Origin of the sequence: Ancylobacter rudongensis, assembly GCF_900100155.1 — a bacterium.
GTDB classification, from domain to species: domain Bacteria; phylum Pseudomonadota; class Alphaproteobacteria; order Rhizobiales; family Xanthobacteraceae; genus Ancylobacter; species Ancylobacter rudongensis.
In genome coordinates, this window is record NZ_FMTP01000008.1 from 121,105 (window position 1) to 147,010 (window position 25,906).

Below are 25,906 nucleotides of genomic sequence, written 5' to 3' on the forward strand. Positions count from 1 at the left end.
CGGCTCTTTATGATTCGCGTGCGGGCAGGAAGAGGGCGGAGCGCCCGGCGAGCGTGTAGACCTCAGCGGCCGGGCGCGCGGAGGCGACCAGTTCACTGACGAGGCGGGCGAAGGCGGCGGTGGCGCCGCTCCAGGGAAAATGGCCGGCGTCCAGAGCGTGGAAGCCGACGGGCCCGGCGCACACCTCGCGCCACGCCTCGCATTCGGCGACGGACACCGAGGGGTCGGCGGTGAGGCGGATGACGGACGCCGCGCAGCGCAGCGGGGCTGCGTCGCCCAGCCGATAAGTCTCGCACGCTTCGAGATCCGCCCGCAGGGCCGTCTCTTCGCGCGCGCCGATGAGGTCGCCGAGGTCCGGCCCAATAGCGCCGAAGCACTCGCGCAGCTCGGCCAGCAGCACCGCCCGCGGGAGACGATGCAGCGGCGCCTCAAAGGGTGGGCGGCTTGGCGAGCGGAAGCCGGAGACGACCAGACGCAGCCGGGGCGCGCGGGCGGCATCGCCCCGCTCCAGCGCCAGCGCCGTCTCGAAGGCCAGCAGGGCGCCGAAACTGTTGCCCAGCAATGTGAGCCCCGCCCCTTGCGGCGCGAGGTCGGTTCCAAGCTCGGCGGCAATCTCCTCGGCGACGCGGGCCGCGAGATGGCGGGCGTCCGCCACCGGCGCTCCGGGAACATCGGGCGCGTGGCCGGGCAGCGCCACCGTGGCGATGGCGAGATGAGCGGGCAGGGCGGCGGCGAGGCCGAGGCAGGACAGGACGCTGCCGCCGGCATGGGGAAAGCAGATGAGCACCGGCGCCCCTGCCGGCCGGCGGACCCAGCGCAGCAAGGCGGGGGCAGCGGCTTCCGGTTGGGCCCGGCGGCTCGTCGGGATCAGATTCATGACAAAATTCGCCAATGGACAGCACCCACCGATGTGCCGCACCGTGGCCGCGCGGTGACCCATGACCGCTCCGTTGCACGGCTCGCCCTTCGCGCGGCGGGCGCTGCCCCACGGGGGAGTGTCCCGGGAAGACGGCTCAGCCGCACACATGTCCAGGAGGATTCATGCCGAACGACACCTCTCCCATCGACGAGGCCCTGATAGAGACCCTCGACCGCGACGGGGCCATCTGCCTCAGGGGCGCCTTCGGGCCGGAATGGGTCGATCTCGCGGCGGAGGGCATAAGGCGCAACATCGAGAGCCCCGGCGCCCTGTTCCAGAGCTTCTCGCCCAATGACAAGGGCGCGTTCTATTCCGACATCTGGTCGCGCCGGCACATTCCCGAGCTCGAAACCTTCGCGCTCGAATCGCCGTCCGCCGCCATCGCCGCCCGCTGCCTGCGCACGCCGGCCGTGCGGCTGCTGCAGGACACCTGGTTCTACAAGAGCCCCGGCACTCAGGCCCGCACGCCCTGGCACCACGACAATGTCGTGCTCGGCCCGTTCTGCTCCATCTGGGTCGCGCTCGACCCCATCCCGCGCGAAGCGGCGCTGGAGTTCGTCCGCGGCTCCCACCGCTGGAACAAGCTGTTCATGCCGGCGAACTTCTTCGAGGGCGAACAGGAGGCGCTGCCGGCGGTGGAGGAGTTCTACGCCCGCTATCACGGCGAATTCGACATTTCCGCCAGCGACACCTTCTCCCGCGTGCCCGACATCCAGGGCCACCGCGAGGAATACGACATTCTGAGCTGGGACATGGAGCCGGGCGACTGCCTCGTCTTCCACGCCCGCACGCTGCACGGCTCGCCGGGCAACACGCTCGACCATGACACACGCCGCATGGTGACGCGCTGGGTCGACGAGACGGCGGTACTGGCGCCGCACGGCCGGACCGTGGTCGACCGGTTGGTGGCCGAGGGCTTCGAAGTCGATCTCGCGGTCGGCGCGCCCATTCGTGGAAACCTCTTCCCGGTCCTCTCGCCCCTCGGCTGAGCGGCCAAGCGGCCGACGCGCGCCATATCCAAAGGGCGCCGCGCCCGGTCGGGCCGGCCGCCGGCTGCACCGACCGTCGCGATCCGTTGCGCAGCCGGCATCGTTCCGTGCAGGGACCAACAGGTGTGCGCCCTCGCCTCGGCGCGGATCGTGGCCTACTTCCTCTACGGAATCCATCAGCAGATACCCATCATCGCCCATGCAGCGCCGACACCCGAGCCGGCGACCGGCGCGGCCCGTCGCCCGGTGCCGACCGCGACGGCCGGCCTCGCGACAAGACCGTCGTCCTCGCTACACGCGGGGATTGATGTGTCGATGGAGACGAACTCGAAGTCGACTGAGCTAGACATGATACTCTGGTTGTGTGGAGCATTCGTGAATTGCTAGAACCTTATTGTTCGCCTTGCGAGAAAATACTGAGAACGGAACAAAAATAGACAGTTGCCGATCCCCCCTCCTCACTGTATGCCATCATTCGCAACTCTGGCTGGAGAAGATCCTGTGGCAAGTATGTTTATGACGATCTCTCGTTGTCACGTTAAGGCGGGTAGCGAGCAGGATGCGCGCGCGCTTCTCGAGAAGGAAATGCTCCCCAACGACGGCAAGAAGCCGGGCGACGTCATCGAAGGTCTGGTCGGTTTTGGACTTATGAAGTCCAAGAAGGACCCGTCCATGTATGGCATCGCGACTGTGTGGGAAAGCGAAGCTGCTTTCGACAAGATGGCAGCCAATCCCCGCGCCAAGGACGGCGGTGGCATCGTCGAGAAGCTGCAGAAGCTTTGCGACGGCGACATCAAGGGTGAAGGCTTCTACATCGAAAGCCTCTGATACTTCCGGCGGCGGCCACGGCCGCCGCCGGCTTCCTGCGTCGCCCGAGCTGGTGACGCAAGCATAGATTGTAGATTCTGGGTCATTTCGTGCATGGCAGGCACGGCTCGGCGCCTGCAGGCCCGGCGGTCTTTCGACGGCATACGGAATGAACGCCGAAAAGCAAATCCCGCGGCGTCTACATTTTGACGAACGCGCGGCACTGCACTTTTCTTCAAAAGGTTGTGATGTGGCCCGAGGTCCGATCGACGACATCTATGGCCTGACCGATCTGCAACGCGCGATACTGGTGCGATGCGTAAGTTATCCTGACCAACCACTCTTCATGGGCCAGTGGTGGGCCGTGCTGGCCGGCCCGCTCGACGCCGACGCCTTCGCTGCCGCCTGGTCCGCTGTCGTCCAGCGCCACAGCGCGCTGCGCTCGGGTTTTCACTGGGAGCTGAAGGGCGTGCCGGCCCAGGTGGTGGTCGCCGCACCCGCCTTCGAGGTCGAGCGTCTCGACTGGAGCATGCGCCATGACTGGCGCGCCGCCCTCGACGCGCTTCTGGACGAGGACCGAGCCACCCCGTTCGACCTGCGCCGCCCGCCGCTGATGCGGATACGCCTCGTCACCCTGGCACCCCACGGCCCTGCGCCGTGCCATCTTCTGGTGTGGACGCGCCATCACCTCGCGGTGGATGGCTGGTCGTTGGGTGAGATTCTGGACGAGGTGCTGGCCCTGTATCGCGGCGACACGCTGCCGCCGGCCCTCTCCTTCCGCCGCTATGTCGAATGGTGGCAAGGCCGCGACGACGCCGCGGCGCGGCGCCACTGGAGCGCAGCGCTTGCCGGCCACACGCCGGATTCGACGATCCGCAGCTCGACCGTTTCCGCCCCGCGCATCGGCGAGGCGCTTCATGTCCTCTCCCCCGCCCTCGCCGAGCGGCTTGCCGCACTGTCGCGGGCCGAGCGGCTCACGCTCAGCACTCTGGTGGAAGGCGCCTGGGGGCTGGTGCTGGCCCGCACCGAGGGCACCGACGACCTGGTGATGGGCTGCGTCGAGACGGTGCGCCCGCCCGAACTGCTGGGTGATCGCACCCAGCACATGGTGGGACCGCAGATCGGCGTGCTCCCCAGCCGCGTGCGCCGCGACGCCACGCCCCTGCGGCGCTGGCTGACTGAGTTGCAGCACGCCCGGGCCGCCGGCCGCGAGGCCGGGCCGCTGGGGCTCGACACCATGCGCGAGCTGCTCGCCCTGCCGAACGATGCTCTGCCGCTGCGCAGCCTGATCGCGGTGCAGACCTATCCGCTCGCGCTCGCCACCGCCTTCCGGGAAGCCGGGCTGGACATGCTCGCCAGCGGCGACGTCACCCTGCCGGACATGCCGCTCAACCTGATGGTGGAGATCGGCGAGGCCTTCGAGCTGCGCCTGATGGTTGACCAGCAGCATGTCTCGCTGGCGCAGGCGCGCCAACTTCTCGACATGCTCGCCACGGCGCTGGAGCGTCTCCCCGACCATCTCGATGCGCCCGCCAACGCGCTGGACGTGATGCCCGAGGCCGTAGGCCGGGACATCGCCGCCGCCCTGACCGGGCGGCCTCTGCCCGCGCCAACGGGCACGGCCCTCGACCTCATCCTGGCGCAGATGCGCGCGCGGCCGGAAGCGCCCGCCCTCATCGCCCAGGGCCGTGCCTGGTCCTATGGCGAGATGGGCGCTCGTGCCGCCGCCATTGCGGCCGGGCTTGCCGCGGCCGGAGTAAGGCCCGGCGACCGGGTAGCGGTCATGCTGGAGCATGGACCGGACGCGGTCGCCGCCATTCTCGGCATCCTCTGCGCCGGCGCCTCCTATGTGCCGCTCGACCCGGAGGCGCCGGCGGAGCGGCGGGCGATGATCCTCGAGAGCGCCGGTGTTGCCGCCCATGTCAGCCGCCGCACCCTCGCCGACAAGGTCAGCGGGCTTGCGACCCTGATGGTGGAGGACATCGCGCCGGAACCGGCCGATCTCGACGCAGTGACGCGGCCAGCGGTAACGGACGAGGCCTATGTCATCTTCACCTCCGGCTCCACCGGGCGGCCGAAGGGGGTCAGCGTCGGCCACGACAATCTGCGCACCCATGTGGCGGCCAGCGCGGCGGAGAATGCCGACCTGCCGATCGGCCGCTTCCTGCTGACCTTTCCGCTGTTCTTCGATGGTTCGGTGACTGGGCTGTTCTGCACCCTGTGCGAGGGCGGCACGCTGGTCTTGCCCGATGCCACGCAGGCCCGCGACGTCGACCGGCTGCTGGCGCTCATCCGCGAGAGCGCCGTCACCCATGTCTGCCTGACCCCCTCGCTCTGGGCGCTGCTGCTGGAGGCCGCCGGCCCGCAGGGCCTGCCCGGCCTGCGGATGGCCAAGGTGGCGGCGGAGCCCTGCCCGCCGGCCCTGGTGTCCGCCCATGCCGCCCGCGCCGCCAATGCCGTGCTGTGCAACGAATACGGGCCGACCGAGGCCACGGTCTGGGTTTGCGTCGAGCGCTGCCGGCCGGAGACAACAGGCGCCAGCGTCGCCATCGGCCACCCCATTCCCGGCACGCGCCTGCATGTGGTGGATGCCGAGGGCCGGCCCTGCCCGTTCGGCACCATCGGCGAACTGGTGGTGAGCGGCCCTGCCGTCGCCCGCTTCTATATCGGCGCGGAGGCGGGAGTCGTCCTGCGCACCCCGCTCGGCGGCACGGGCGCCGCCCCTGCCTACCGTACCGGCGACCGGGTTTCGCTCGACTTTGACGGACGCCTGTTCTTCCATGGCCGCCGCGACCGGCAGGTGAAGATAGCCGGCTATCGCGTCGAGCCCGGCGAAGTCGAGGCCGCGCTTCAGGCCTTGCCCGGTATTGTCGACGTGGCGGTGCTGGCGGACGAGCCCGAGGGCCGGCCGGCCCGCCTCGTCGCCCACATCGGCGCCGGGCCGTCCACGCCCGACGATGAGGCGTTGCGCCGGCTTCTCGCCGCCCGGCTGCCGGCCTACATGATCCCGCACGCCTTTCTCCGCCAGGCCCGCCTGCCGCGTACGGCCAATGGCAAGGTGGACTTGGCCGCTCTTCCGCCCGCGCCGATTGCCGACAGCGTCGAGGCCCCGCCTGAGGGCGCCTTCGAGACCGCGCTCGCCGCCTTGTGGAGCGAGGCGCTGGGAGGCGTCCGGATCGGGCGGCACGCTCATTTCTTCGCTCTCGGCGGCAGTTCGCTGCTCGCCATGCAGATGATCGCCCGGGTGCGCCGGGAACTGGCGCCTGCCGCGACCCTGGCCGATCTGTTCGAGGCGCCGGAACTCGCGGCGCTGGCGGAGCGGCTGGCGGCGGCGGCGAACCGGCCCGAACCCGGCCCCACCCTCGCCGGGCGCCAGCGCGCCCGGGTGGAGTTGCCCTCGTGACCCTCCTCCCCGTGGCGGGAGACCGCTGATGGCGAGCGGCTACATTGCCGGCCTCTCCTTCGGCCAGCGGCAGATCCGCATGGCGGAGCTGCTGCGGCCGGGACGCACCTTGTTCGCCATGCCGCTGCTGGCGCGGCTCTCGGGGCAGGTGGATGAGGCGGCGCTGCGCGCCGCGCTCGCCGCGCTGATCCGCCGCCATGACAGCCTGCGCGCCAGCTTTCCCCTGGTGGACGGCGCCCCGGTGCAGGCGGTGGCCGATGAGGTCGCGCTCCCCCTGACCGTGGTCGCCACGGAGCTGCCCTTCGCCAGCCCGGCCTTCGCGGCACTGATGGCGACAAGGGCCCAGGCTCTGGTGGACGCGCCTTTCGACCTGTCGGCCGGCCCGCTCGCCCGCTTCCTGCTGCTGCGCGCCGCCGATGACGGGGCGGCGCTGGTGGCGGTGTTTCATCACATCATCTGCGACGGCGCCTCGCTCGACCTCTTCCTCGCCGAGCTGAAGGCCGGCTATGACGAGGCGTTGGGCGCCGGCACGGGGCCTCGCCCGGCGCTGCCGCTGCAATTCCCCGATGTCGCCGATTGGGAGCAGGAGAGTTTCGGCTCCGGTGGGCCGGCGCTGGATGCGGCTATGGCTGCGTGGCGCGAGGCGCTGCAGGGTGCCCCGGCGCGGCTCGATCTGCCCTATGACCGGCGGCCGGGCAGCCTGCACGGTGCCCCCTCGGCCCAGGCAGAACTGCACGTGCCGGGCGATGTCGGTGCACGGCTCGCGGCACTGGCCCGCCAGGAGGGCACCAGCGCATTCAGCCTCTACCTCGCCATCCTGTTCGCGGTGCTGAGGCGCTGGAGCGGGCTGGACGATCTCGTCATCACCATTCCCGCCGCGCGGCGCGACCGGCCCGAGCTCGCCGAGATGATCGGGCTGCTGGTCGATACGCTGCCGATCCGCGCCTTGCTGACGGCCGACACCCGCTTTCCCGCACTGGTGGCGCAGGTGCGCGACGCGCTGCGCGGCGCCATGGCGCATCGCGACCTGCCCTTCGAGCGCATCGTCGAGGCGAGCGGCGTCGAGCGGCGCGGCGAGGCGGCGCCCTTCCTGCAGGTGCTGTTCGGCGCGGCGCAGCCGCCCGCCGCCCCGCTCACCGCGTGCGACGGCACGGTTTTCGAGCCGCTGCCCGAGCAGCTCGACCAGGAGGCAAAGGCGGATCTGTCGGTGGTCTTCGCGAGCGGCGAGGACGGGCTGCGCCTGTGGTGCCGCTACGATGCCAGCCTGTTCGAGGCGCAGACCATAGAGGCCGTTCTCAGCGCCTTTGGCCGCCTCGCGCAGGCGCTCGCCGTCGAGCCGGACCAGCCGGTGCTGGAGGTGCCGCTACTCGCGCCCTCGGATGGCGCAGCGCTGGTGGCGCGCTTCAACCCCACCGCCCTTGCCTATGAGCGCGAGGCGAGTGCCATCGACCTGTTCTTCCGCGAGGCCGAGCGTCATCCCCACGCGCCAGCTATCGAGGAGAACGGCGTTGCCCTGAGTTATGGGGAACTCGCCGCCCGGGTGCGCCGGCTGGCGACGGTCCTTGCCGCGCGGGGCCTGGGGCAAGGCGACGTCGCCATCCTCGCTCTGCCGGTCTCCACCGCACTTATCGAGGCGCAGCTGGCGGTACTCACGCTCGGTGCGGCCCATGCCCCGATCGACCCGAGCTTTCCGGCCGAACAGCGCGACCAGCGCGCGCGCTGCGCCGGTGCCCGGCATGCCGTGGTGCTCGATCCCGCGCAGGCGACAGCCGGCTGCGCCACGCTCGACTGGGCGCAGCTCAAGGCCGAGGCGGACACCGCCGCGCCGCATCCGGGATGCGCGGTGAGCGCGCAGAGCCCGGCCTATGTGATGTTCACCTCCGGCTCCACCGGCGCGCCCAAGGGCGTGTGCGTGCCGCACCGCGCCATCGTGCGGCTGGCACGGGCACGCCGGCTGGCCGCGCCTGGGCTGCGCGCTGCCGTCTATTCCAACCCCGCCTTCGATGCCTCGACGCTGGAAATCTGGCTACCCCTGCTCAATGGCGGCACGCTGCTGCCGGTCGACCGCACCGTGGTGATGGACCCGCGCGCGCTGCGCCTGTTCCTGGCCGAGGCACGGGTGTCGCTGCTCTGGGTAACGGCCGGCCTGTTCCAGCAGATCGCCGCGCTCGACCCCGCCGCCTTCGCCGGCGAGCGCGTGGTCATAACAGGCGGCGACGTGGTCAACCCGGTGGCGGCAAGGGCCGTGCTGGCGGCGGGCCGCGACCAGGGGCTGGTGCTGCTCAATGGCTACGGCCCGACCGAGAACACCACCTTCAGCACGCTGTTCGACATTGCCGGCCTGCGCGAAGACGAGCTGAGCATCCCCATCGGCACGCCGATCTCCAACAGCACCGCCTATGTGCTGGACCCCACGGGCCGGCCGCTGCCGCCGGGTCTTGTGGGCGAGATCTGGCTGGGCGGCGACGGCCTCGCCCTCTTCTATGCCGGCGATGCGGCACTGACCGCCGAGCGCTTTCGCCCCGACCTGTTCGCCGGCGCGCCCGAGGCGCGCATGTACCGCACCGGCGACCTCGGCCGCTGGCGGGCGGACGGCAACATCGTCTTCCTCGGCCGCGCCGACAAGCAGGTGAAAGTGCGTGGCTTCCGCATCGAGCTCGGCGAGATCGAGGCGGTGCTGGCACTGCACCCGGCGGTCGGCGGCGCGGCGGTGCTCGCTCCCCGCCGTCCGAGCGGCGAGCGCGACCTCCTCGCCTATGTCGCGCCCAAGCCGGGCCTGACGCTGACCTTGGGAGAGTTGCGCGCCCATCTGGAGACCCGCCTGCCGCGGCAGATGCTGCCGCATGCCTTCATGGTGCTCGACACGCTGCCGCTGAACGCCAATGGCAAGGTCGATACGCGCGCGCTGCCGCCGATGGAACTGGTCGAAAGCCCGGCCGAGCCACCGCTGGAACCGCGCACGCCCGAGGAGCGGATTCTGGCCCGCATCTGGGGGGATCTGCTCGGCAGCGCCGCAGAGAGCGCCGAGAGCCGCCCGCTTGTGGGGGTACAGGACAATTTCTTCCATGTCGGCGGCGATTCCATTCTCACCATCCGGCTGGTGGCGCGGGCTTTTGAAGCCGGGCTCGACATCGAGCTGAAGGATGTTTTCGAGCAGCCGACGATCGAGGGCCTCGCCGCCATCGCGCTCCGCCGCAAGCGGGCGGTGCAGGCGCAGGGCCACGGCGCCCGCCACGGGGCGGAGCTGATCGCCGCCGCCTGCGATCCCGGCAATCCCTGCCGCTTCGTCAGCGTCACGGTCGCAGCGAAGGTCTCGGCGGTCGATCTCGGCTATGCCATCCAGCGCCTGGCCGAGCGGCACGACGCGCTGCGCCTCATCCGGGTGGAGGATGCGAGCGGACGCTCTTTGGCTGTCTCGGATTTCCTCCCCGCCGTGCCGGTGCGCTTCGTCGACGTGGCCGCGGGCACGCTCGACGACCTCGACGGTTGGATCACCGAACACGGCGCCCGGCTGGCGCGCGGTATCGACCTCGCATCGGGGGTGACCATCGCCGCAACGCTTGTGAAGCAGGTAGCCCCCTCGGGGACCGGCTCCACCGTGGTGCTGGCGCTGCATGAGGCGGTCGCGGACGATCGCGCTTTGCTGCTGCTGGCCACCGAGCTTGAAGCCGCGCTGGCGGCGGGACCCGACAGCGCCCGCCAGCCGGCGCCTTCGCTGAGCTTCTCCCATTGGCTCGCCTGGCTCGCCGACCACGCCGCCAGCCCCCGCGTGCGCGAGGCGGCGATCGCCTGCGAGGCCGCGCAGGCCGAGGCCCCGCCGGATGGGTTCGCCGCCACCGCCCCCACTTTTGCCGCCGCGCAGCGGCTGCTGGATGCTGGCACCTCGCGCCTGCTGCTGGAGGAACTGCCGGGACGGCTCGGGCTGTCGCTGCTGGATGTCCTGCTCGTCGCGCTCGGCGAGGCGGTGGGCGGCGCTCCTGCCATCGAGCTGGTGGACGGCCGCCGCACCCTGCCCGCCGGCGCGCCGGAAGCCGCCGGCCTCGTCGCCAATCTCGACACGCTGCTGCCGCTGCAGGCCTGCGCACCGGGCCGCGCGCTCGATCTGCGGCTGCGCGAGGCCAAGATGGCCCGCCAGCGCGCCGAGCCACTCGGCCTCGCCTTCAGCGCCGTGCGTTCGGCCTTCCGCCTCGCCGCACCCACCATCAGCCTCGCCTTGCTGCCGGCCCCGGCGCAGGACCCGGCGATCCGCCTGCATCCGCACATGCCGAACGTCTCGGCCTCCATCCGCGCCGGCCTCACCGTGCGCGTGACGGGCGGGCGCCTCGCACTCGGCTGGTCGCAGGCCGCGCCCGCCCCGACGGCGCAGGCCCGGCTGGACGCGATCGCGCAGGCGCTGCACGCCATCGCGCAGTGGGCGCAGGGACAGACGGGGCCGCTGCTCACGCCGGGCGACTTCCCCCTCGCCGGCCTCGACGCGCCGACGTTGGGCACGCTGGCCGGCACCCTCGGCGATATCGAAGACATCTACCCGCTCTCGCCGATGCAGGAGGCGATGCTGCTGCATTCGCTGAGCCGGCAGGGCTCGGCGGTGAATTTCGAGCAGAGCTGCATGCGCTTCAGCGGCACGCTCGACATCGCCGCCCTGCGCAAGGCCTGGGCGCTGGTGTTCGAGCGCCACCCGGTGTTGCGCACGGTGTTCCGCTGGCGCGGGCTGGAGCGCCCGCTGCAGCTGGTTCGCCGCAACGCCCGCCCGCCGGTGGAGCTGGAAACCTGGCCAGTATTCAGTGCCGAGCGTCTGGAACAGCGGCTGGCGGAAGACCGCGCCGAGGGCTTCGATCTGGAGGCCGGTCCGCTCGCCCGGCTGATCCTGATCCGGGTGAGCGCGAGCGAGGCCTATCTCATCGCCAGCTTCCACCACATGCTGGCGGATGGCTGGTGCCTCGCCCAGCTGGAACGTGAGGCCCGCGCCGCCTATGAGGCGTTCCGGCGCGGCATTCCGCCGGCGCTGCCGCCGCCGGCGCGTTTTCGCGATTTCATCGCCTGGACCGCCACGCTCGAACGCGACGGCATGCGCGCCGCTTTCGTCCCGCTTCTCGCCGGGGCGCCGCCCCAGCCGGCGTTGCTCGCGGCGGGCAACGGCGCGGCCGCCTATGTCACGGTCCGCCGCCAGCTTTCAGTGGCGCAGAGCAAGGCGCTGAGCGACCTCTCCCGCCGGCGCGGCCTCACCATAGCTGCTCTGGCGCATCTGGCCTGGGGGCTGTGGACGGCGGCCCGGCGCGGCGTCGACGACACGGTCTTCTGCACCACGGTTTCCGGCCGGCCGCCACAGGTGCCGGGCGTCGAGCAGATGGTCGGCCTGTTCATCAACAACCTGCCGGTGCGCCTGCGCTTCACGCCCGAAGCGCCGCTGCTCACGCTGGCGCAGGAAATGCAGCGCCAGATCGCCGCGCTGCAGTCGCAGGCGCAGCTGTCGCTGATGGAGGTGGCCGAGGCCGCCGGCCTTGGCGACCGCGCCTCCTCGCTCTTCGACACCCTGCTGGTAGTGGAGAACATGCCGGCCGGCTCGGACGCCTGGACCGGCGCCGGCGGGCTGCGGGTGGAAAGCGTGCACAACGCGCTGAAATCCGCCTACAGCCTCACCGGCGTGGTCGTGCCGGGCGAGCGCATTGGCCTGTCGCTCGTGCTGCCGGACACGGATGGCACCGCCGAAGCTCTCGGTGAGGAAATGATCACCGCGTTCGCCGCGCTGTTCGCCGCCCTTCCCGGCGCCATCGAGCAAACGGTCGCAAGGGTGCCGCTCCCCGCCGCCGCCCCGGTTGCCCGCGCGGTGGAGGACGGCGCGCCGGCGGAACGCGTGCAGGCGGAGGGGCAGGCGCCCACGCCCGTCCACGCCAATGCCATCGAGGCGGCGGCGCTCGACGTGCTCTCGGCCATCCTCGGCCGCCGGCTGGGCGTCACGGATGACGTGCTCGATGCCGGGCTGACCTCGCTCGGCCTGGCAACGGCAGCCGCCCGCCTGTCCGAGCGCCTTCGCCGCCCGGTGCCGGTCACGGCGCTGATCGAGCACCGCAGCGCTGCTGGACTGGCCCGCGCCCTCTCGCGCGCAGGCACCTCGGAGCCGGCATGGGACGCGGTGGTGCCGCTCACCGGCGGAGACGGCGAGCCGTTCATCTGCGTCCATCCCATCGCCGGTGATGTCAGCGCTTTTCTCGACCTCGCCCGCGCCTTTCCGCCCGAGACCGCCTTCTGGGCGATTCAGGCGCCGGGGCTGGAGCCGGGTCAGCAGGCGCCGGAAAGTGTTGCGGCGCTGGCGGAGGCAAACCTTGCCGCGCTGGCCCGCCGGGGTGTGCCGGCCCCGCGCTTTCTCGGCGGCTATTCCTTCGGCGGCATCGTCGCCTATGAGATGGCGTGCCAGCTCAGCGCGCGCGGCACCCCGCCCGAAAGGCTCGTCATCATCGACACCCCCGCCCCGCTCGGCAGCCGCTCCGTGCTGCCGCCGGACCCGGAACACGCACAGGCGCACTGGTTGCTGCGGATGGCCGAGGTGCGCGCCCGCCACCACGGCACCCCGCTCGACCTCAACGTGGACGATCTGCTGCCGCTGGACGAGAAGGCCCGCTTCGCCTTCGCGCGGGAACGGATGAGCGCCGCCGGGCTGATCGCCCCGGAATCCGATGCCGCCTCGCTTGGCCGCGCCTATCGCGCCAGCCGCGCCCTCTATGAGGCTTTCCTGGCCTATGCTCCTGCATCGGGCGCGCCGCGCGACCTGCCGCTGTGCCTGGTGCGTGCCGGCAGCCCGCATCAGGGCGACCTCAGCGAGGCCGATCGGGCGATTCTCTCAACGCCCGACATGGGCTGGTCTCGCCTTAATGATCGCCTGCTCGGCGTGGAAACGGTCGGGGGCGATCATGTGTCCATGCTGTCCGGCGCGGGGGCGGTACAAACGGCTGGGGTCATCGCTTCTTTTCTCGACATGTCCTTCCCTGTGCGCAGGTAGGATGACGCCATGGGCGCCCCCCCGATTCGCACGCGACAGACAAACGAACATGGTCCCCGGGAACGTGGTCACCGCCATGCGCGCCCGGCCGTCGCCATGGCGCTCGCGCGGCTGAGCGCCCTTGCCGCCCCGCTGCTGCTGGCCGGCTGCATGGTGGGGCCGAATTTCCAGGCGCCGCCAGCGCCCGCCGTGGGCGGCTACACCGTGGAACCGCGGCTCAAGCCGGCCATGGCGACCGATGTGGTGGGCGGCGCCCCACAGAGCTTCGTCAACGCGCTCGATGTCGGGGGGCAGTGGTGGCGGGAATTCAACTCGCCGCAGATCAACGCCTTCGTCGAGGAGTCGGTGCGCAACCACCCGGATGTGCGGGCGGCGCAATATGCCCTGCGCGCGGCGCGGGAGACGACGCTGCAGGTGCGCGGCCAGTTCCTGCCGCAGGTGAGCGGCAACGTCTCGGCCACGCGTGAGCAGATCACCGCCGCCTCCGGCGGAACGACGGGCGCCCCAACGCTCTACAATCTCTACGAGACGACGGTGAACGTCTCCTACACGCTCGATGTGTTCGGTGGCATTCGTCGGCAGGTGGAATCGGCCGAGGCGCAGGCGCAGTATCAGCGCTTCGAGATGGAGGCGACCTATCTCACCCTCGTCGCCAATGTCGTCACCACCGCCATCAACGATGCCTCGCTGCGCGCCCAGATCGCCGCGACACAGGCGATCGTCGAAGCGGAGACCGACCAGCTGCGCCGCGTTCAGCGCCAGTTCGAGGTGGGCGCCGTCTCGCAGGCCGACGTGCTCGCCCAGCAGACGACGCTGGCGCAGACTCAGGCCACCATGCCGCCGCTGCAGAAGCAGCTGGCGCAGGGCCGCAACCAGCTCATGGCCTATCTCGGCCGGCTGCCCAGCGAAGACCGCGGCGAAAGCGTCGATCTCCGCAGCCTGCGCCTGCCGCGCAAGCTGCCGGTGAGCCTGCCCTCCGACCTCGTGCGGCAGCGGCCCGACATTCGCCAGGCGGAGGCGACGCTGCATCAGGCGGCGGCGACGGTGGGCGTCAACACGGCCAATTTGCTGCCTCAGTTCACCCTCACCCCCTCGGTGAGTTCGCAGGCGCTGACCGTCGGCCAGCTGTTCACGCCGCAGGGCCTCGCCTGGACCGCCGCCGCCAGCATCGCCCAGACGCTGATGGACGGCGCCCAGCTCTACCGCACCAAGGAAGCCAGCGTCGCCGCCTTCGAGCAGGACTATGCGCTGTACCAGAGCACGGTGCTCACCGCCTTCCAGAATGTGGCGGACGCGCTGCGCGCCGTGCAGTACGACGCCGCGACCCTGCGCGCCCAGGCGCTGGCGGAACAGTCGGCGCTCGACAGCCTGAAGATGGCGCAGGAGCAGTTCAAGGTCGGCGCCATCGGCTACGCCATCGTCATTGAGGCGCAGCAGGCCTATCAGAACGCCGTCATCGCCCGCATCCAGGCCCAGGCCTTGCGCTACAACGACACGGTGGCGCTGTTCCAGGCGCTGGGCGGCGGCTGGTGGAACCGCGTCGACGAGACCAGCGACGCCGCCATTCGCAATGGCGGCTATTTCGAAGGGCCGGATGGGCCCGCCCTCGCCGCGACGCGGCCGGGCCTGCCTGACCTGCCGCCCACGCCCGAGCCCGGCACTGCCAAGGAGAAATCCCGGTGAGCAAACCGCGTGTCATCTTGTGGCTGGCCGTCGCCGCCCTCGCCGGCGGGGCCTTCTATATCGTCAAAGAGCGCATGGCTCCGGCCGGCGCTCCGGCCCATGGCGGCGCCCCGGCGCAGACGGTGGCGGCGCAGACGGCTGGGATGCAGACATGGCAACCGACCATGGAGCTGGTGGGCGAGCTGCGGGCCTCCGAGGGCGCCGATCTCTCGCTCCAGGTCTCCGGCATCGTGGAATCGCTGTCCTTCGAATCCGGACAGACGGTGCAGGCCGGCACGCCGCTGCTGCAGCTGGTCGCGGAGGACCAGGTCGCCAAGCTCGCCTCGCTCAAGGCGACCGCCGAACTCAACGCCATCATCCTGAAGCGCGATATCGAGCAGCTGAAGATCAAGGCGGTGAGCCAGGCCACGGTCGATACCGACGAGGCCAATCTGAAAAACTCGCAGGCACTAGTGAAGCAGCAGGAGGCGCTGGTCTCCTATTACACGCTCAAGGCGCCGTTCACTGGACGGCTGGGCATTCGCAATGTCGATCTCGGGCAGTATCTGAGCGCCGGCACCGCCATCGTTACCCTCCAGGCGCTCGACCCGCTCTTCGCCGACTTCTTCGTGCCGCAGAAGTTCTTCGGGAAACTGAAGGTGGGCGAGCCGGTGAAGGTGACTGTGGATGGGTATCCCGGCCAGTCCTTTGCCGGCGCGGTCAGCGCGATCAATTCCAAGGTCGAAAGCGGCAGCCGCAATGTGAAGGTACGGGCGACGCTGGCGAACCCGGACGGCAAGCTGGTGCCCGGCATGTTCGCCAAGGTCGCCCTCGACGTCGGCGCCGCCGAGCGGTTCGTCACCCTGCCGCAGACGGCCATCGTCGCCAATCCCTATGGCTCGACCGTGTTCGTGCTGGAGAAGACCCCTGACGGCAAGGGGCTGGTGGCGCGCGAGACCTTCGTCAAGCTGGGGCAGGCGCGCGGCGACTTCATCGCCGTCACCTCCGGGCTGAGCGAGGGCGAGACGGTGGTGGTGGCCGGCCAGATCAAGCTGCGCAACGGCACTCCCGCCGTGGTCGACAACAGCCACATTCCCAAGGTCGAGCTTGATCCGAGCGTGTCGGACTGACAGGAGCGGACAATGCCCATCACCGACATTTTCGTCCGCCGCCCGGTGCTCTCGCTGGTGGTCAGCGCGCTGATCCTGGTGATCGGCGTGCGCGCGATGTTCGCGCTGCCGATCCTGCAATATCCGGAGATGCAGAACGGCGTGGTGACGGTGACGACCACCTATGCCGGCGCCGATTCCGACATCATCGCCGGCTTCATCACCTCGCCGCTGGAAAACGTGATCGCCCAGGCCAACGGCATCGACTACATGACCTCGTCCAGCCAGACAGGCGTCAGCTCGATCACGGTCAACCTGCGGCTGAACTACAATACCGGCGATGCGCTGACCGAGATCAGCACCAAGGTCAGCTCGGTGCTGAACCAGCTGCCGAACGGCACCCAGCAGCCGATCCTCGCGCTGAAGACCGGCTCGACCATCGATGCCATGTACATCGCCTTCTCCAGCACGGTGCTGGCTGAGAACGAGGTGACGGACTATGTCGCCCGGGTGGTGCAGCCCAAGCTGCAGGCGGTGGCCGGCGTGCAGGTGGCGGAAATACTCGGCGGCAAGAACTTCGCCATGCGCGCCTGGCTCGACCCGGACAAATTGGCCTCGCTCGGCCTTACCGCCACCGATGTGGCGACCGCGCTTGAGACCAACGACTACATCGCCGGCGTCGGCACCACCAAGGGCCGGCTGATCCAGGTGAAGCTCTCCGCCGCCACCAATCTGCATTCGGTGGAGGAGTTCCGCGAGCTCATCATCAAGAACGTCGACGGCGCGGTGGTTCGACTGAAAGACGTGGCGGACGTCACGCTCGGCAGCGACGACTACGATTCCCGCACCAGCTTCGACGGCAAGTCCGCCGTCTATATCGGCATCCAGGTGGCGCCCTCGGCCAATCTCCTGAATGTCGTCGCCGGCGTGCGGGAGATGCTGCCGACCATCTTCGCCGATTTGCCGACCGGCCTTTCCGGCACCGTGCTCTACGACGCCACCGATTTCGTCAACACCTCGATCCACGAGGTGGTCAGCTCGCTGTTCGAGGCAGCGCTGATCGTCACGCTCGTCGTGTTCGTGTTCCTCGGCTCCTGGCGCTCGGTGTTCATCCCCATCGTCGCCATCCCGCTCTCGCTGATCGGCAGCTTCGCGCTGATGCTGGCCTTCGGCTTCTCCATCAACCTGCTGACCCTGCTCGCTCTGGTGCTGGCCATCGGCCTAGTGGTGGATGACGCCATCATCGTGGTGGAGGGGGTGAACCGCCACATGGAGCAGGGCCTCAAGCCGGTGGACGCCGCCATCGCCGCGGCGCGGGAGCTGGCGGGGCCGATCATCGCCATGACCGCGGTGCTGATTGCCGTCTATGTGCCGGTCGGTTTCCAGGGCGGCCTCACCGGCTCGCTGTTCACCGAATTCGCCTTCACCCTGGTGGCGGCGGTGATGGTGTCGGCGGTCATCGCCCTGACGCTGTCGCCGATGAGCTGCGCCTATCTGCTGGCGCCCTACGACCCTTCCGCCCGCACGGTGGAGGCGCGCATGGTCCGCACCATCGACGGCGCGATGAAGGCCGTCACCCGGGTCTACCGCGCCGCGCTCTCCGCCTCGCTGCACGTGCTGCCCCTCACCGTGCTGTTCGGCGCCCTCGTGCTGTCGAGCATCTACTGGCTCTATTCCAACTCCACCTCCCAGCTGGCACCGCCGGAGGATGAGGGGGTGATCCTCACCATGATGACGGCGGCGCCGAACGCGACGCTGGAGCAGCGCGAATTCTACGTGCAGCAGATCTACGACATTCTCGACAAGCGGCCGGAAACCGACCTCGTCTTCCAGATCGACATGCCCGGGCAGGTCATCGGCGGCTGGGTGCTCAAGCCCTGGGACGAGCGCAGCGTCTCGGCGCTGGCGCTTGCCCCGCTGATCCAGCAGGAGTTCAACAAGATCGCCGGCGTGCGCGTCGCCGCCTTCCAGCTGCCGCCCCTGCCGGGTAGCAGCGGCCTGCCGATCCAGTTCGTGCTGAAATCCAACGACACCTATGAGCGGCTCTACGAGGCCTCTCAGAACTTCCTCGCCGAGGCGATGAAGAGCGGCAAGTTCATCTTTCTCGACAGCGACATGAAGATCGACCAGCCGCATGCCGCCATCCATTTCGACCGCGACAAGGTGTCGGCGCTGGGGCTGAACATGAGCGATGTCGGCGCCGCCATGGCGACCATGCTGGGCGGCAACTACGCCAATTATTTCGATCTCGGCGGCAAGTCCTACAAGGTCATCCCGCAGGTCAGGCAGCAGCACCGGCTCAACACCGACCAGTTGCTGAACTATTACATCAAGGCCTCCGACGGCACATCGGTCCCGCTGTCCACCATCGCCTGGATCGAAACGAAGACCGTGCCGCAGTCGCTCAACCATTTCCAGCAGCTCAATTCCTCGACCATCGCCGGCATCGCCATGCCCGGCGTGTCGGACGGCGAGGCGCTGGCGGAGCTTGAGGCCATCGCCGCCCGCTCGCTGCCTTCGGGCTACAGCTATGATTTCGCTGGTTCCTCGCGCCAGCTCGAGCAGGAATCGAACGGCTTCGTCACCACCTTCGCGCTGGCGCTGGTCATCATCTTCCTGGTGCTGTCGGCGCTGTTCAACAGCTTCCGCGATCCGCTCGTCATCCTGGTTTCGGTGCCGATGTCGCTGGCCGGCGCGCTGGTGTTCATCTGGCTCGGCATTGGCGGCGCCACCATCAACATCTACACCCAGGTGGGCCTGGTCACGCTCATGGGACTGGTGAGCAAGCACGGCATCCTGATGGTGGAAGTGGCCAATACGCTGCGCAAACAGGGCCTTGCCAAGCGCGAAGCGGTGATCGAGGCGGCGACCATCCGCCTGCGGCCGATCCTGATGACCACGGCGGCGATGGTGCTGGGCGTCACGCCGCTCATCATCGCCACCGGCGCCGGCGCCAATTCGCGCTACAATATGGGTCTGGTCATCGCCTCCGGGCTTTCCATCGGCACGCTGTTCACGCTGTTCGTGGTGCCCGCCTTCTACCTGCTGCTGAGCCATCGCGACGAGACCGCGCCGGCGACAGCGGCGACGTCCGCCTCGGCGTGAGATGACCGCCCTCGACACCGGCCCTTCGGTCTTCGCGCGCGAGGCCGCCTTCAACCTCCACGTCGGCGGCCGCACCCTCGCCTGCGCCATGTCGCTGGTGGACGCGCCGCTGGAGGCGCTGGACGCGGCGGTGCCCGAGAAGCTCGCCCCCGAGGAGGCGGCGCTGCTGACCGAGCGGCTCGCCCCCGCCCGGCGCCAGTCGCTGCTCGCCGGACGATGGGCGGCGAAGAACGCCCTTGGACGTCTCGCCCCCGGTACCGCCGCCCGCGACATCCGTATCCTGCCGGGCCTGCTCGGGCAGCCGGTGGCGACGCTGCCGGGCCGGGCCAATCTGCAGGTCACGCTGGCCCATGCCGGCAATGCGGCGCTCGCCGTGGCGCATCCCGAATCCTGCCCGATGGGGGTGGACCTGGAGCGCGCCAGGCCGGAGCAGCTCGGCGCGCTGCGTGAACAGACGACGCCGCGCGAGCGGGAACGAGCGCACGCCGCCCTGCCCTCAGATGAAGCCCAGCGCCTGCTGCTGCTATGGTGCCTGAAGGAAGCGCTGTCCAAGGCGCTGCGCTGCGGGCTGACCGTGCCGTTCCGCCTTCTGGAGGTGGCGAGCCTCGCGCCCCTTCCGGGCTGCGTGCGGGCCCGTTTCGAGAATTTCGCCCAGTATGAGGGCACCGCCTGCACCGCCGGCCCCTTTGCCCTGGCGGTGGTGCGCCCGCACATGGCGCACTGGGAGGACGGCAACGGGCCCGCCCCTCCCGTCCTCCTGCAGGACTGGCTGGCCGAGCTCGCCTCGCGGCATGAAGCCACCAGCCCATAACTCCGGGCAGCCGGGAAGGCTGATCCCTCAGGATCGCCACGGCGCTATGAGGTGAACGGCTGCCGTCCTATCGCAGCCGCGACAACGTCCTGCGTCAACAGAACCCGTCCCACATCGCCATCGACCACCAAGACCGCGCGCAGGTTCTCCGCATTCATCCGTTGCACGACGGTCGCTAATCGATCGCGGCTGGAGCATTGCGGCACGTCATCAGTCGACCCGGATCGGGCGACAAGCACGGCTTGGCAACCCGTCCCGAACCCGGGCCGCGCGACATAATCAACAATGTCGCGTTCGGTGAGCAGGGCGATCGCGCGACGATGGCCATCGATGAGCACGAGGGCTGGCAGGCCCGCAAAGCCCATCAACGCAACGGCGGATTCAATCGGCTCATCCGCCGCCAGCTCAATGGCGGGCGCGGCATTGCCGCACAGAATATCGCGGACGAGAAGCGTCATACCGCCCTCTTGGTTCCAGCAGACGTCGTTGGATCCCAAATACAGTTGTGCACCAGGTTAAACTACTTGAATATCTCTTTCTTAAGATTAGAAAAAAAGGCGGAACTATCGTCTGCGTTTGCTTCTCGCACTTCACTCGTCTCGCGCAGACCTGATACGGTATCTTCATATGATTCGAACGCGTCAGAAATCGCCGTAAAACGGACCGTCGATTTCACGCCGTCATCTTTCGCCAGGAGGCTCCAGCACAGACTCTCATAGTGCGGCGGGCCGCTGTGTTCACCGAGCAACTCGGTCGCCACCGCGCGTGCCGCAACCGCGGCCTGGCTATTGGCGGCAGAAGCGGATTTCGGCATCTGTCCGGCGTGCGCGGCATCGCCGAGCACGAAGATGCGCGGATCGAAGACGGAGCGCATGTCCTGCGCCCCTACCGGGCAGAAGCCCGTCGCGTCCGCGAGCGCGGATGCAACCGCAATCTGCGGTGCCGTCTGCACCGGGATCACGTTCACCAGCGCACAGTCGCGATAGGTTTCGAAACCTGTCTCGACACTCATGGTCGATGGATCGACCCGTTTGACGCCTTCATGGATGGAAGGCGGCAGCCACTCGATCATGCCTGGATAGTAGTTCTGCCAGGCATCGAGAAACAACGCCATCTTTGCGAAGCGTTCCTTGGCATCGACGATGAAAATCCGGCATTCGCCGCGTCCTGACGCCTTCAGCGCCGCGGCCATCATTGACGCCCGCTCATAGGGCGCGGGAGGGCATCGCGACGGATCGGGCGGAGGCAGGATCACGATCCGCCCGCCGTCCGGGATCGCGTCGAGCTGCCGCTTCAGCAGATGGAACTGTTCGGCTCCCTTCCAGGCGTGCGGCATGACGGCGGCGGCCTCTCGGCTCCACCCCGGCACGCTGTCATAATCGAGCCCAATGCCGGGGGCAACGATGGCCAGTTCATAGCCGAGCCGGCTACCATCTGCGAGGATCACCTCCCGGCGGTCGCGGTCGAGCCGCACGGCGCGTGCCGCCACCCATCTTATGCCGGAGCGGCGGGCGAGCGCGTCATAGCCGGACCAGATCTCCTGCATCTCGGCCATCCCGCCGAGCACAAGGTTCGAGCGATAGAGCGCGAGATAGCCCGGCGCCGGCTCGACCAACACGATCTCGGCCGCGCCCCTGAGAAGAGCGGCGGCATAGGTGGCAAAGGAAGCGCCCGCCACGCCGGCGCCAATAATGACAACGCGCGCCGGCGCCGCCCGTGCCACATGCGGCAGGGCGAGCCCGCCAAGAACGCCCAGTATCAGCGCGCGCCGCGTCTGCGAGGTCGGCACCGGCCGCCTCATCCGACCTTCATATAGGCGAAGCCCTTGCCCTGGAGCGCGGCGCAGGTGGCGACGCCGGAAGGCACGAAGGAGATGAAGTCGGCCTGCTTCGCGCGGGAGAGGTCGAGCTGGTTCCGCTTGAAGGTGATCTCGCAGAGATAGACCTTGAGGCCGGTCTTCGAGATCGCCTCGGCGCGGGCGAACAATTCCGGCGGGAGCTTTTCATCGGCCCACATGGTGCCGTCGAGACTATCGAGGAAGAACTTGATGCCGCCGGCATGCACCACCAGCACGATCTGCAGGGCGAACGGGTCCGCCCCGTAGACGGAATAATGGTTGCCGATATTGTTCAGCGTCTGGGCGAAGCGGTCGGGATCGCCATAGTCACAATGGTAGAGGCAGGCGACCTCGGCGTCTTTCTGGATGTCCTCCAGCTGGACCCGCGCGGGCGCAGCGGCGGCCCTGTCGACGGTGAGCGCGGCACCGCCCGCGGCGAGGCCGGCCATCATGGTTCGGCGGTTCAGCTCCAGCTTTGGCATGGCGTTCTCCTACCTGAGGGGCGGCCGCAGCAGCAGGCGTGCCGCAACAGCTTCATTCGACCGCGCCGGCGGGCTTGTCGCCTTCCTTCCCGGCATCGGGCGTCACGTCGAGCACTGCGGCATGGCTCGTGATCTCGACCTTGGGCTTGCAGTCCTTCATGCAGGGAGTGGCTTTCCAGAATGCCTTTTCCGTGGTCTCCCGGTCGTCATCGTAGAAATTGGGCCGGTTGGGCAAGGCCACCGTCGGAAAGTTCTCCTTCGTCAGCACATAGTCGTCCGGCACCACGTCGTTGAGATAGAGGAGATAGGCGACGATGGCATAGACCTCGTCCGGCTGCAGCGTCTGCGCGGCGCCGAACGGCATGGCGCGGTGCACATAGTCGAACACTGTCGAGGTGTCGGGCCAGAAGGAGCCGATGGTCTTTTCCGGCCGTTCGGATGTCAGCGTGCCCTGTCCGCCGGCCAGCACCGGCCAGCGGCCGACCCCCTCGCCGAATTCGCCATGGCAGGCGGCGCAGTTGTTCTGGAACAGTTCTTCGCCCTGCGACACCGAGCCCTGGCCCTCGGGCAGGCCGAGGCCATCCGGGCGCACGTCGATGTCCCAGGCCTTGATCTCCTCCGGCAGCGCCGGCCGGCCGAGCTTCACCGCGTCCGCACTGGCAAGGCCCGTGAAGGCCAGGAGAACGGCGCCCGCGACAGCGAAGGACCTAGCTGACCTCGACATTCTCCGCCTCCCCGTTGCTGCGCACCAGCCAGGTCTGGATGCCGTTATTGTGGTAAATCGAGTTTACGCCGCGCACGGCGCGAAGCTCCGCCTTGGTCGGCTGCACATAGCCGGTGTCGTCCATGGCGCGGGACTGCAGCAGCAGTTCCTCGCCGTTCCAGTCGACATCGAGATAGAAGCGGGTCATGGAGCGCGGCAGCGCCGGCCCCTCGATCCGGGCGGTCGTCCAGTTCTTGCCGCCGTCCAGGGTAACGTCGACCCGGGTGACGGTGCCGCGCCCCGACCAGGCGACACCGGAGATCACGTTCGGCCCCCTGGCGTGCAGCGGCGCCTGCGGGCTCGGGCTGGTGACGACCGATTTGGCGTCCATGATGAAGGTGAAACGGCGCGAGCGGCCATCGGCGAGAAGGTCGGTATATTTCGAGGTTTCCTCGCGCTGGCCCCAGGGCTGATCGCCGACTTCGATCCGGCGCAGCCACTTGATCCACATATTGCCTTCCCAGCCGGGGACGACGAGGCGCAGCGGATAGCCCTGTTCGGGGCGCAGCGCCTCGCCATTCATCGCCCAGGCGACGAGGCAGTCGTCCATCGCCTTTTCCAGCGGGATCGAGCGCGTCATGGCCGAGGCATCGGCGCCCTCGGCGAGCACCCATTTGCCCTTCGGCTTCACCCCCGCCGCTTCGAGGAAGGCCCGCAGCGGCACGCCGGTATAGACGACATTGTGGATCATGCCGTGGGTGTACTGGCAGCCATTGAGCTGGGCGCCGCGCCATTCCATGCCGCTATTGGCGGCGCATTCGAGGAAGTAGACGCGGTTGGTGCGCCCCGGCATGCGCTTGATGTCCTCCATGGTGAACACCAGCGGCTTGTCGACCAGTCCATGGATCATGAAGCGGTGACGCGTCGGATCGATCTCCGCCTCGCCGCCATGATGACGCACGAAGCACAGCCCGTTCGGGGTGATGATGCCGTCGAGGGCATAGAGGGGGGTGAAGCTTACCGAGCTTTCGCTGCTGGCGGTGAGCCACGTAACCTCCCGCCGGACGACGTCTTTCTCGAACGGCGAGGGAACACCATAGGGGTGGTTGTTCACGCCGGCACCGAGCGCCTGCGTCCAGGGCGGCAGGTTGACGATATCAGGGTCCGGCGTCGCCTCGGCGGCGGCAGGTTGCACCCCGACGGCCGCGCAGGCACCGGCAAGGCCGGCGAGGGTGAGAAAGCGGCGGCGATCCACACGCGATCCCGGCTTCATCTGGTTCATCGCATCCTCCCGGACGGATAGTCACATTCGAATTTATGAATTAATTGGGCGCGCATCGAAGCCTCCGCCGTCGCCTCAGGCACCGGAGACCTTGACCGAGGCCGTCGGCGCGATGTCGACAGTCCGGGTCGCGGCGACGTAGCGCTCCACCAGTTCCCAGATCGGGGGACCCTCCACGCCCTGGTTGACGCTGGCCCAGCCGGCGACGGCATAGGTTTTGGATGCGTCAAGCGGCTGACCGGTCTTGAGGTACGTCAGGTCGCTGATGCGCTTGCCCATGGGCTGGCCGATATCGATGGCGTACCCGACGCCGCCGACGCGCACCATGTCGCCGCCGCCCTGGAAATAGGGGTCGGCATTGAAGATGTTGTCGGCGACATCCTCCAGCACATCCTTGAGCTGCTGGCCGGTCATCATGTTGCGGTAGCAGGCGGGATAGGTGATGGCGGTGGCGTTGGCGATTGCCTCGAAGGTGATCGGATCGCCGGATCGCAACGTGCCGCCCCAGCGAAAACCGGGCGAGAGGGCGATTTCGGCGTCACGCTCCGTGAGCATGGCCTGGCAGATCATGTCGTCAAAGGTGCCGTTGAAATTTCCGCGCCGGTAGAGAAGGCTGCCCGCCTGGCCGACCACCCGGCCGAGATCGGCGGCATAGGGCGCGCGCAGCTCCTTCACCAGCGCCGCCATCTCCGGGTCGGGCGCGATGGCGTCGGAGAAGACCGGCAGCAGCCCGTAACGGAAGCCGGCCACCTTGCCGTCCCTCACGTCGAGGTCGAGCCGGGAGATGAACTTGCCGTGCGAGCCGGTGGCGATGAGGAGCGTCGAGCCGACCATGACCGGCGCCGGCAGGGCATCATGGGTGTGGCCGGTAAGGATCACGTCGATGCCCTTTACCCGGCCGGCGAGCTTGCGGTCGACATCGAAGCCATTATGCGAGAGCAGGACGACGACCTCGGCACCGGCGGCGCGGGCCTCGTCCACCTGCTTCTGCAGATCCTCCTCGCGCAGGCCGAATTCCCAATCGGGTATCATCCAGCGGGGATTGGAGATCGGCGTGCGCGGAAAGGCCTGGCCGATGACGGCGATCTTCGAGCCGCCGCGCTCGAACATCTTGCGCGCCTCGAAGACCGGCTCCTGCCATTCCATGCTGCGCACGTTCTGGGCGAGGAAGGCGAAGGGCGCCTTCTCGACGATCTCCTGGACGCGCGCCGTGCCATAGGTGAACTCCCAGTGTCCAACCATCGCGTCGAGGCCGAGCGCGCCGAAGACGCGCACCATATCCTCGCCCTTGGTCTGCAGCGAACTCCAGCTCCCCTGCAGCCCGTCGCCGCCGTCGAGCAGCAGGACATTGCCCTCACCGCGCGCGGCACGGATGGCCTTGATCAGCGTGGCGATGCGGTCGGCGCCACCCATGCGCCCATAGGTGCCGGCCAGCGTGTCGAAGTCGAGGCTGGTGAGTGCGTAGGCATCCGGGCCGCCGGCGGCGATCTTGTAGTAGGCGAGGAAGGCCTCGTCGACGAGGTGCGGCGGCAGGCCACGCGCCTCGCCCACGCCGATATTGACCGAGGGCTCGCGGAAATAGATCGGTTCGAGCTGCGCGTGCAGGTCGGTGGTGTGCAGGATGGTCAGCGTGCCCACGGGATCGAAGCGCAGTATGTCGTCCTGCGTCATCTTTCCCGCGCGGGCCGCCTGGGCGAAGGCGCCGCGAGCGCCGGATGCAAGCATACCGGCAGCCATCGCGGCGATCACGAAATCGCGGCGTGAAATCATCTGGCGAGTCTTCCCTGCTGGGCGCCGGCA

15 protein-coding genes are annotated in these 25,906 nt (G+C 68.9%); 8 read left to right on the forward strand and 7 right to left on the reverse strand.

The window, feature by feature from the left end; all coding sequences use genetic code 11:
• Positions 1–7: 7 nt before the first annotated feature.
• Positions 8–877 carry a thioesterase II family protein gene (locus BLO63_RS17820; RefSeq protein ID WP_091443407.1) on the reverse strand — a complete coding sequence of 290 codons (870 nt, stop codon included), beginning with the start codon at positions 875–877 and terminating at the stop codon, positions 8–10.
• Positions 878–1,041: 164 nt separating this feature from the next.
• Here BLO63_RS17820 and BLO63_RS17825 point away from each other — a divergent pair, with 164 nt between their 5' ends.
• The 8 genes from BLO63_RS17825 to BLO63_RS17860 all read left to right on the forward strand — a co-directional run bounded on the left by BLO63_RS17825 (position 1,042) and on the right by BLO63_RS17860 (position 19,802).
• On the forward strand, positions 1,042–1,908 hold the full coding sequence (locus tag BLO63_RS17825) for a phytanoyl-CoA dioxygenase family protein (RefSeq protein WP_091443410.1): 867 nt from the start codon (positions 1,042–1,044) through the stop codon (positions 1,906–1,908).
• 510 nt (positions 1,909–2,418) lie between these two features.
• The gene (locus tag BLO63_RS17830; RefSeq protein WP_198291162.1) at positions 2,419–2,736 is read left to right on the forward strand and encodes an antibiotic biosynthesis monooxygenase family protein; all 318 of its coding nucleotides are present in this window, start codon (positions 2,419–2,421) and stop codon (positions 2,734–2,736) included.
• Between the two features lie 229 nt (positions 2,737–2,965).
• Positions 2,966–6,118, forward strand: coding sequence for a non-ribosomal peptide synthetase (locus BLO63_RS17835; RefSeq protein WP_280138070.1), 3,153 nt, complete (start codon positions 2,966–2,968; stop codon positions 6,116–6,118).
• Positions 6,119–6,146: 28 nt separating this feature from the next.
• The gene (locus tag BLO63_RS17840; protein ID WP_091443414.1) at positions 6,147–13,115 is read left to right on the forward strand and encodes a non-ribosomal peptide synthetase; all 6,969 of its coding nucleotides are present in this window, start codon (positions 6,147–6,149) and stop codon (positions 13,113–13,115) included.
• A gap of 96 nt (positions 13,116–13,211) precedes the next feature.
• A complete protein-coding gene (locus tag BLO63_RS17845) occupies positions 13,212–14,798 on the forward strand; it encodes an efflux transporter outer membrane subunit (RefSeq protein ID WP_091443417.1) in 1,587 nt (528 codons plus the stop codon).
• On the forward strand, positions 14,795–15,907 hold the full coding sequence (locus BLO63_RS17850) for an efflux RND transporter periplasmic adaptor subunit (RefSeq protein WP_091443418.1): 1,113 nt from the start codon (positions 14,795–14,797) through the stop codon (positions 15,905–15,907). The genes BLO63_RS17845 and BLO63_RS17850 overlap by 4 nt, the downstream gene beginning before the upstream one ends.
• Positions 15,908–15,919: 12 nt before the next feature.
• On the forward strand, positions 15,920–18,991 hold the full coding sequence (locus BLO63_RS17855; protein WP_091443421.1) for an efflux RND transporter permease subunit: 3,072 nt from the start codon (positions 15,920–15,922) through the stop codon (positions 18,989–18,991).
• Between the two features lies 1 nt (position 18,992).
• Positions 18,993–19,802 (forward strand): 4'-phosphopantetheinyl transferase family protein, encoded by an 810-nt coding sequence (locus BLO63_RS17860; protein WP_091443423.1) that lies wholly within the window; start codon positions 18,993–18,995, stop codon positions 19,800–19,802.
• Between the two features lie 44 nt (positions 19,803–19,846).
• On the opposite strand, the gene BLO63_RS17865 is transcribed toward BLO63_RS17860, so the two are convergent.
• The 6 genes from BLO63_RS17865 to soxB form a co-directional block, all read right to left on the reverse strand.
• On the reverse strand, positions 19,847–20,260 hold the full coding sequence (locus BLO63_RS17865; RefSeq protein WP_091443426.1) for a CBS domain-containing protein: 414 nt from the start codon (positions 20,258–20,260) through the stop codon (positions 19,847–19,849).
• A gap of 62 nt (positions 20,261–20,322) precedes the next feature.
• On the reverse strand, positions 20,323–21,591 hold the full coding sequence (locus tag BLO63_RS17870; protein ID WP_162841838.1) for an FAD-dependent oxidoreductase: 1,269 nt from the start codon (positions 21,589–21,591) through the stop codon (positions 20,323–20,325).
• Between the two features lie 8 nt (positions 21,592–21,599).
• Positions 21,600–22,121: a DsrE family protein gene (locus BLO63_RS17875; protein WP_091443431.1), complete on the reverse strand. Its 522-nt coding sequence runs from the start codon at positions 22,119–22,121 to the stop codon at positions 21,600–21,602.
• A gap of 52 nt (positions 22,122–22,173) precedes the next feature.
• Complete coding sequence (locus BLO63_RS17880) at positions 22,174–22,845, reverse strand: c-type cytochrome (protein ID WP_091443434.1); 672 nt, start codon at positions 22,843–22,845, stop codon at positions 22,174–22,176.
• Positions 22,829–24,106, reverse strand: a complete 1,278-nt coding sequence (gene soxC / locus BLO63_RS17885; RefSeq protein ID WP_091443437.1) for a sulfite dehydrogenase — start codon at positions 24,104–24,106, stop codon at positions 22,829–22,831. Before soxC ends, BLO63_RS17880 begins: the two co-directional genes overlap by 17 nt.
• 75 nt (positions 24,107–24,181) lie before the next feature.
• The gene (gene soxB / locus BLO63_RS17890) at positions 24,182–25,876 is read right to left on the reverse strand and encodes a thiosulfohydrolase SoxB (RefSeq protein WP_091443440.1); all 1,695 of its coding nucleotides are present in this window, start codon (positions 25,874–25,876) and stop codon (positions 24,182–24,184) included.
• Positions 25,877–25,906: the final 30 nt, after the last annotated feature.

Excerpts from the sequence above, each read along its gene's own strand:
- BLO63_RS17875 (WP_091443431.1), bottom strand. The coding sequence starts at position 22,121 with ATGCCAAAGCTGGAGCTGAACCGCCGAACCATGATGGCCGGCCTCGCC.
- BLO63_RS17830 (WP_198291162.1), top strand. The coding sequence starts at position 2,419 with ATGTTTATGACGATCTCTCGTTGTCACGTTAAGGCGGGTAGCGAGCAG.
- soxB (WP_091443440.1), bottom strand. The coding sequence starts at position 25,876 with ATGATTTCACGCCGCGATTTCGTGATCGCCGCGATGGCTGCCGGTATG.
- BLO63_RS17840 (WP_091443414.1), top strand. The coding sequence starts at position 6,147 with ATGGCGAGCGGCTACATTGCCGGCCTCTCCTTCGGCCAGCGGCAGATC.
- BLO63_RS17820 (WP_091443407.1), bottom strand. The coding sequence starts at position 877 with ATGAATCTGATCCCGACGAGCCGCCGGGCCCAACCGGAAGCCGCTGCC.
- BLO63_RS17865 (WP_091443426.1), bottom strand. The coding sequence starts at position 20,260 with ATGACGCTTCTCGTCCGCGATATTCTGTGCGGCAATGCCGCGCCCGCC.
- BLO63_RS17845 (WP_091443417.1), top strand. The coding sequence starts at position 13,212 with ATGGCGCTCGCGCGGCTGAGCGCCCTTGCCGCCCCGCTGCTGCTGGCC.
- BLO63_RS17860 (WP_091443423.1), top strand. The coding sequence starts at position 18,993 with ATGACCGCCCTCGACACCGGCCCTTCGGTCTTCGCGCGCGAGGCCGCC.
- BLO63_RS17880 (WP_091443434.1), bottom strand. The coding sequence starts at position 22,845 with ATGTCGAGGTCAGCTAGGTCCTTCGCTGTCGCGGGCGCCGTTCTCCTG.
- soxC (WP_091443437.1), bottom strand. The coding sequence starts at position 24,106 with ATGAACCAGATGAAGCCGGGATCGCGTGTGGATCGCCGCCGCTTTCTC.
- BLO63_RS17825 (WP_091443410.1), top strand. The coding sequence starts at position 1,042 with ATGCCGAACGACACCTCTCCCATCGACGAGGCCCTGATAGAGACCCTC.
- BLO63_RS17855 (WP_091443421.1), top strand. The coding sequence starts at position 15,920 with ATGCCCATCACCGACATTTTCGTCCGCCGCCCGGTGCTCTCGCTGGTG.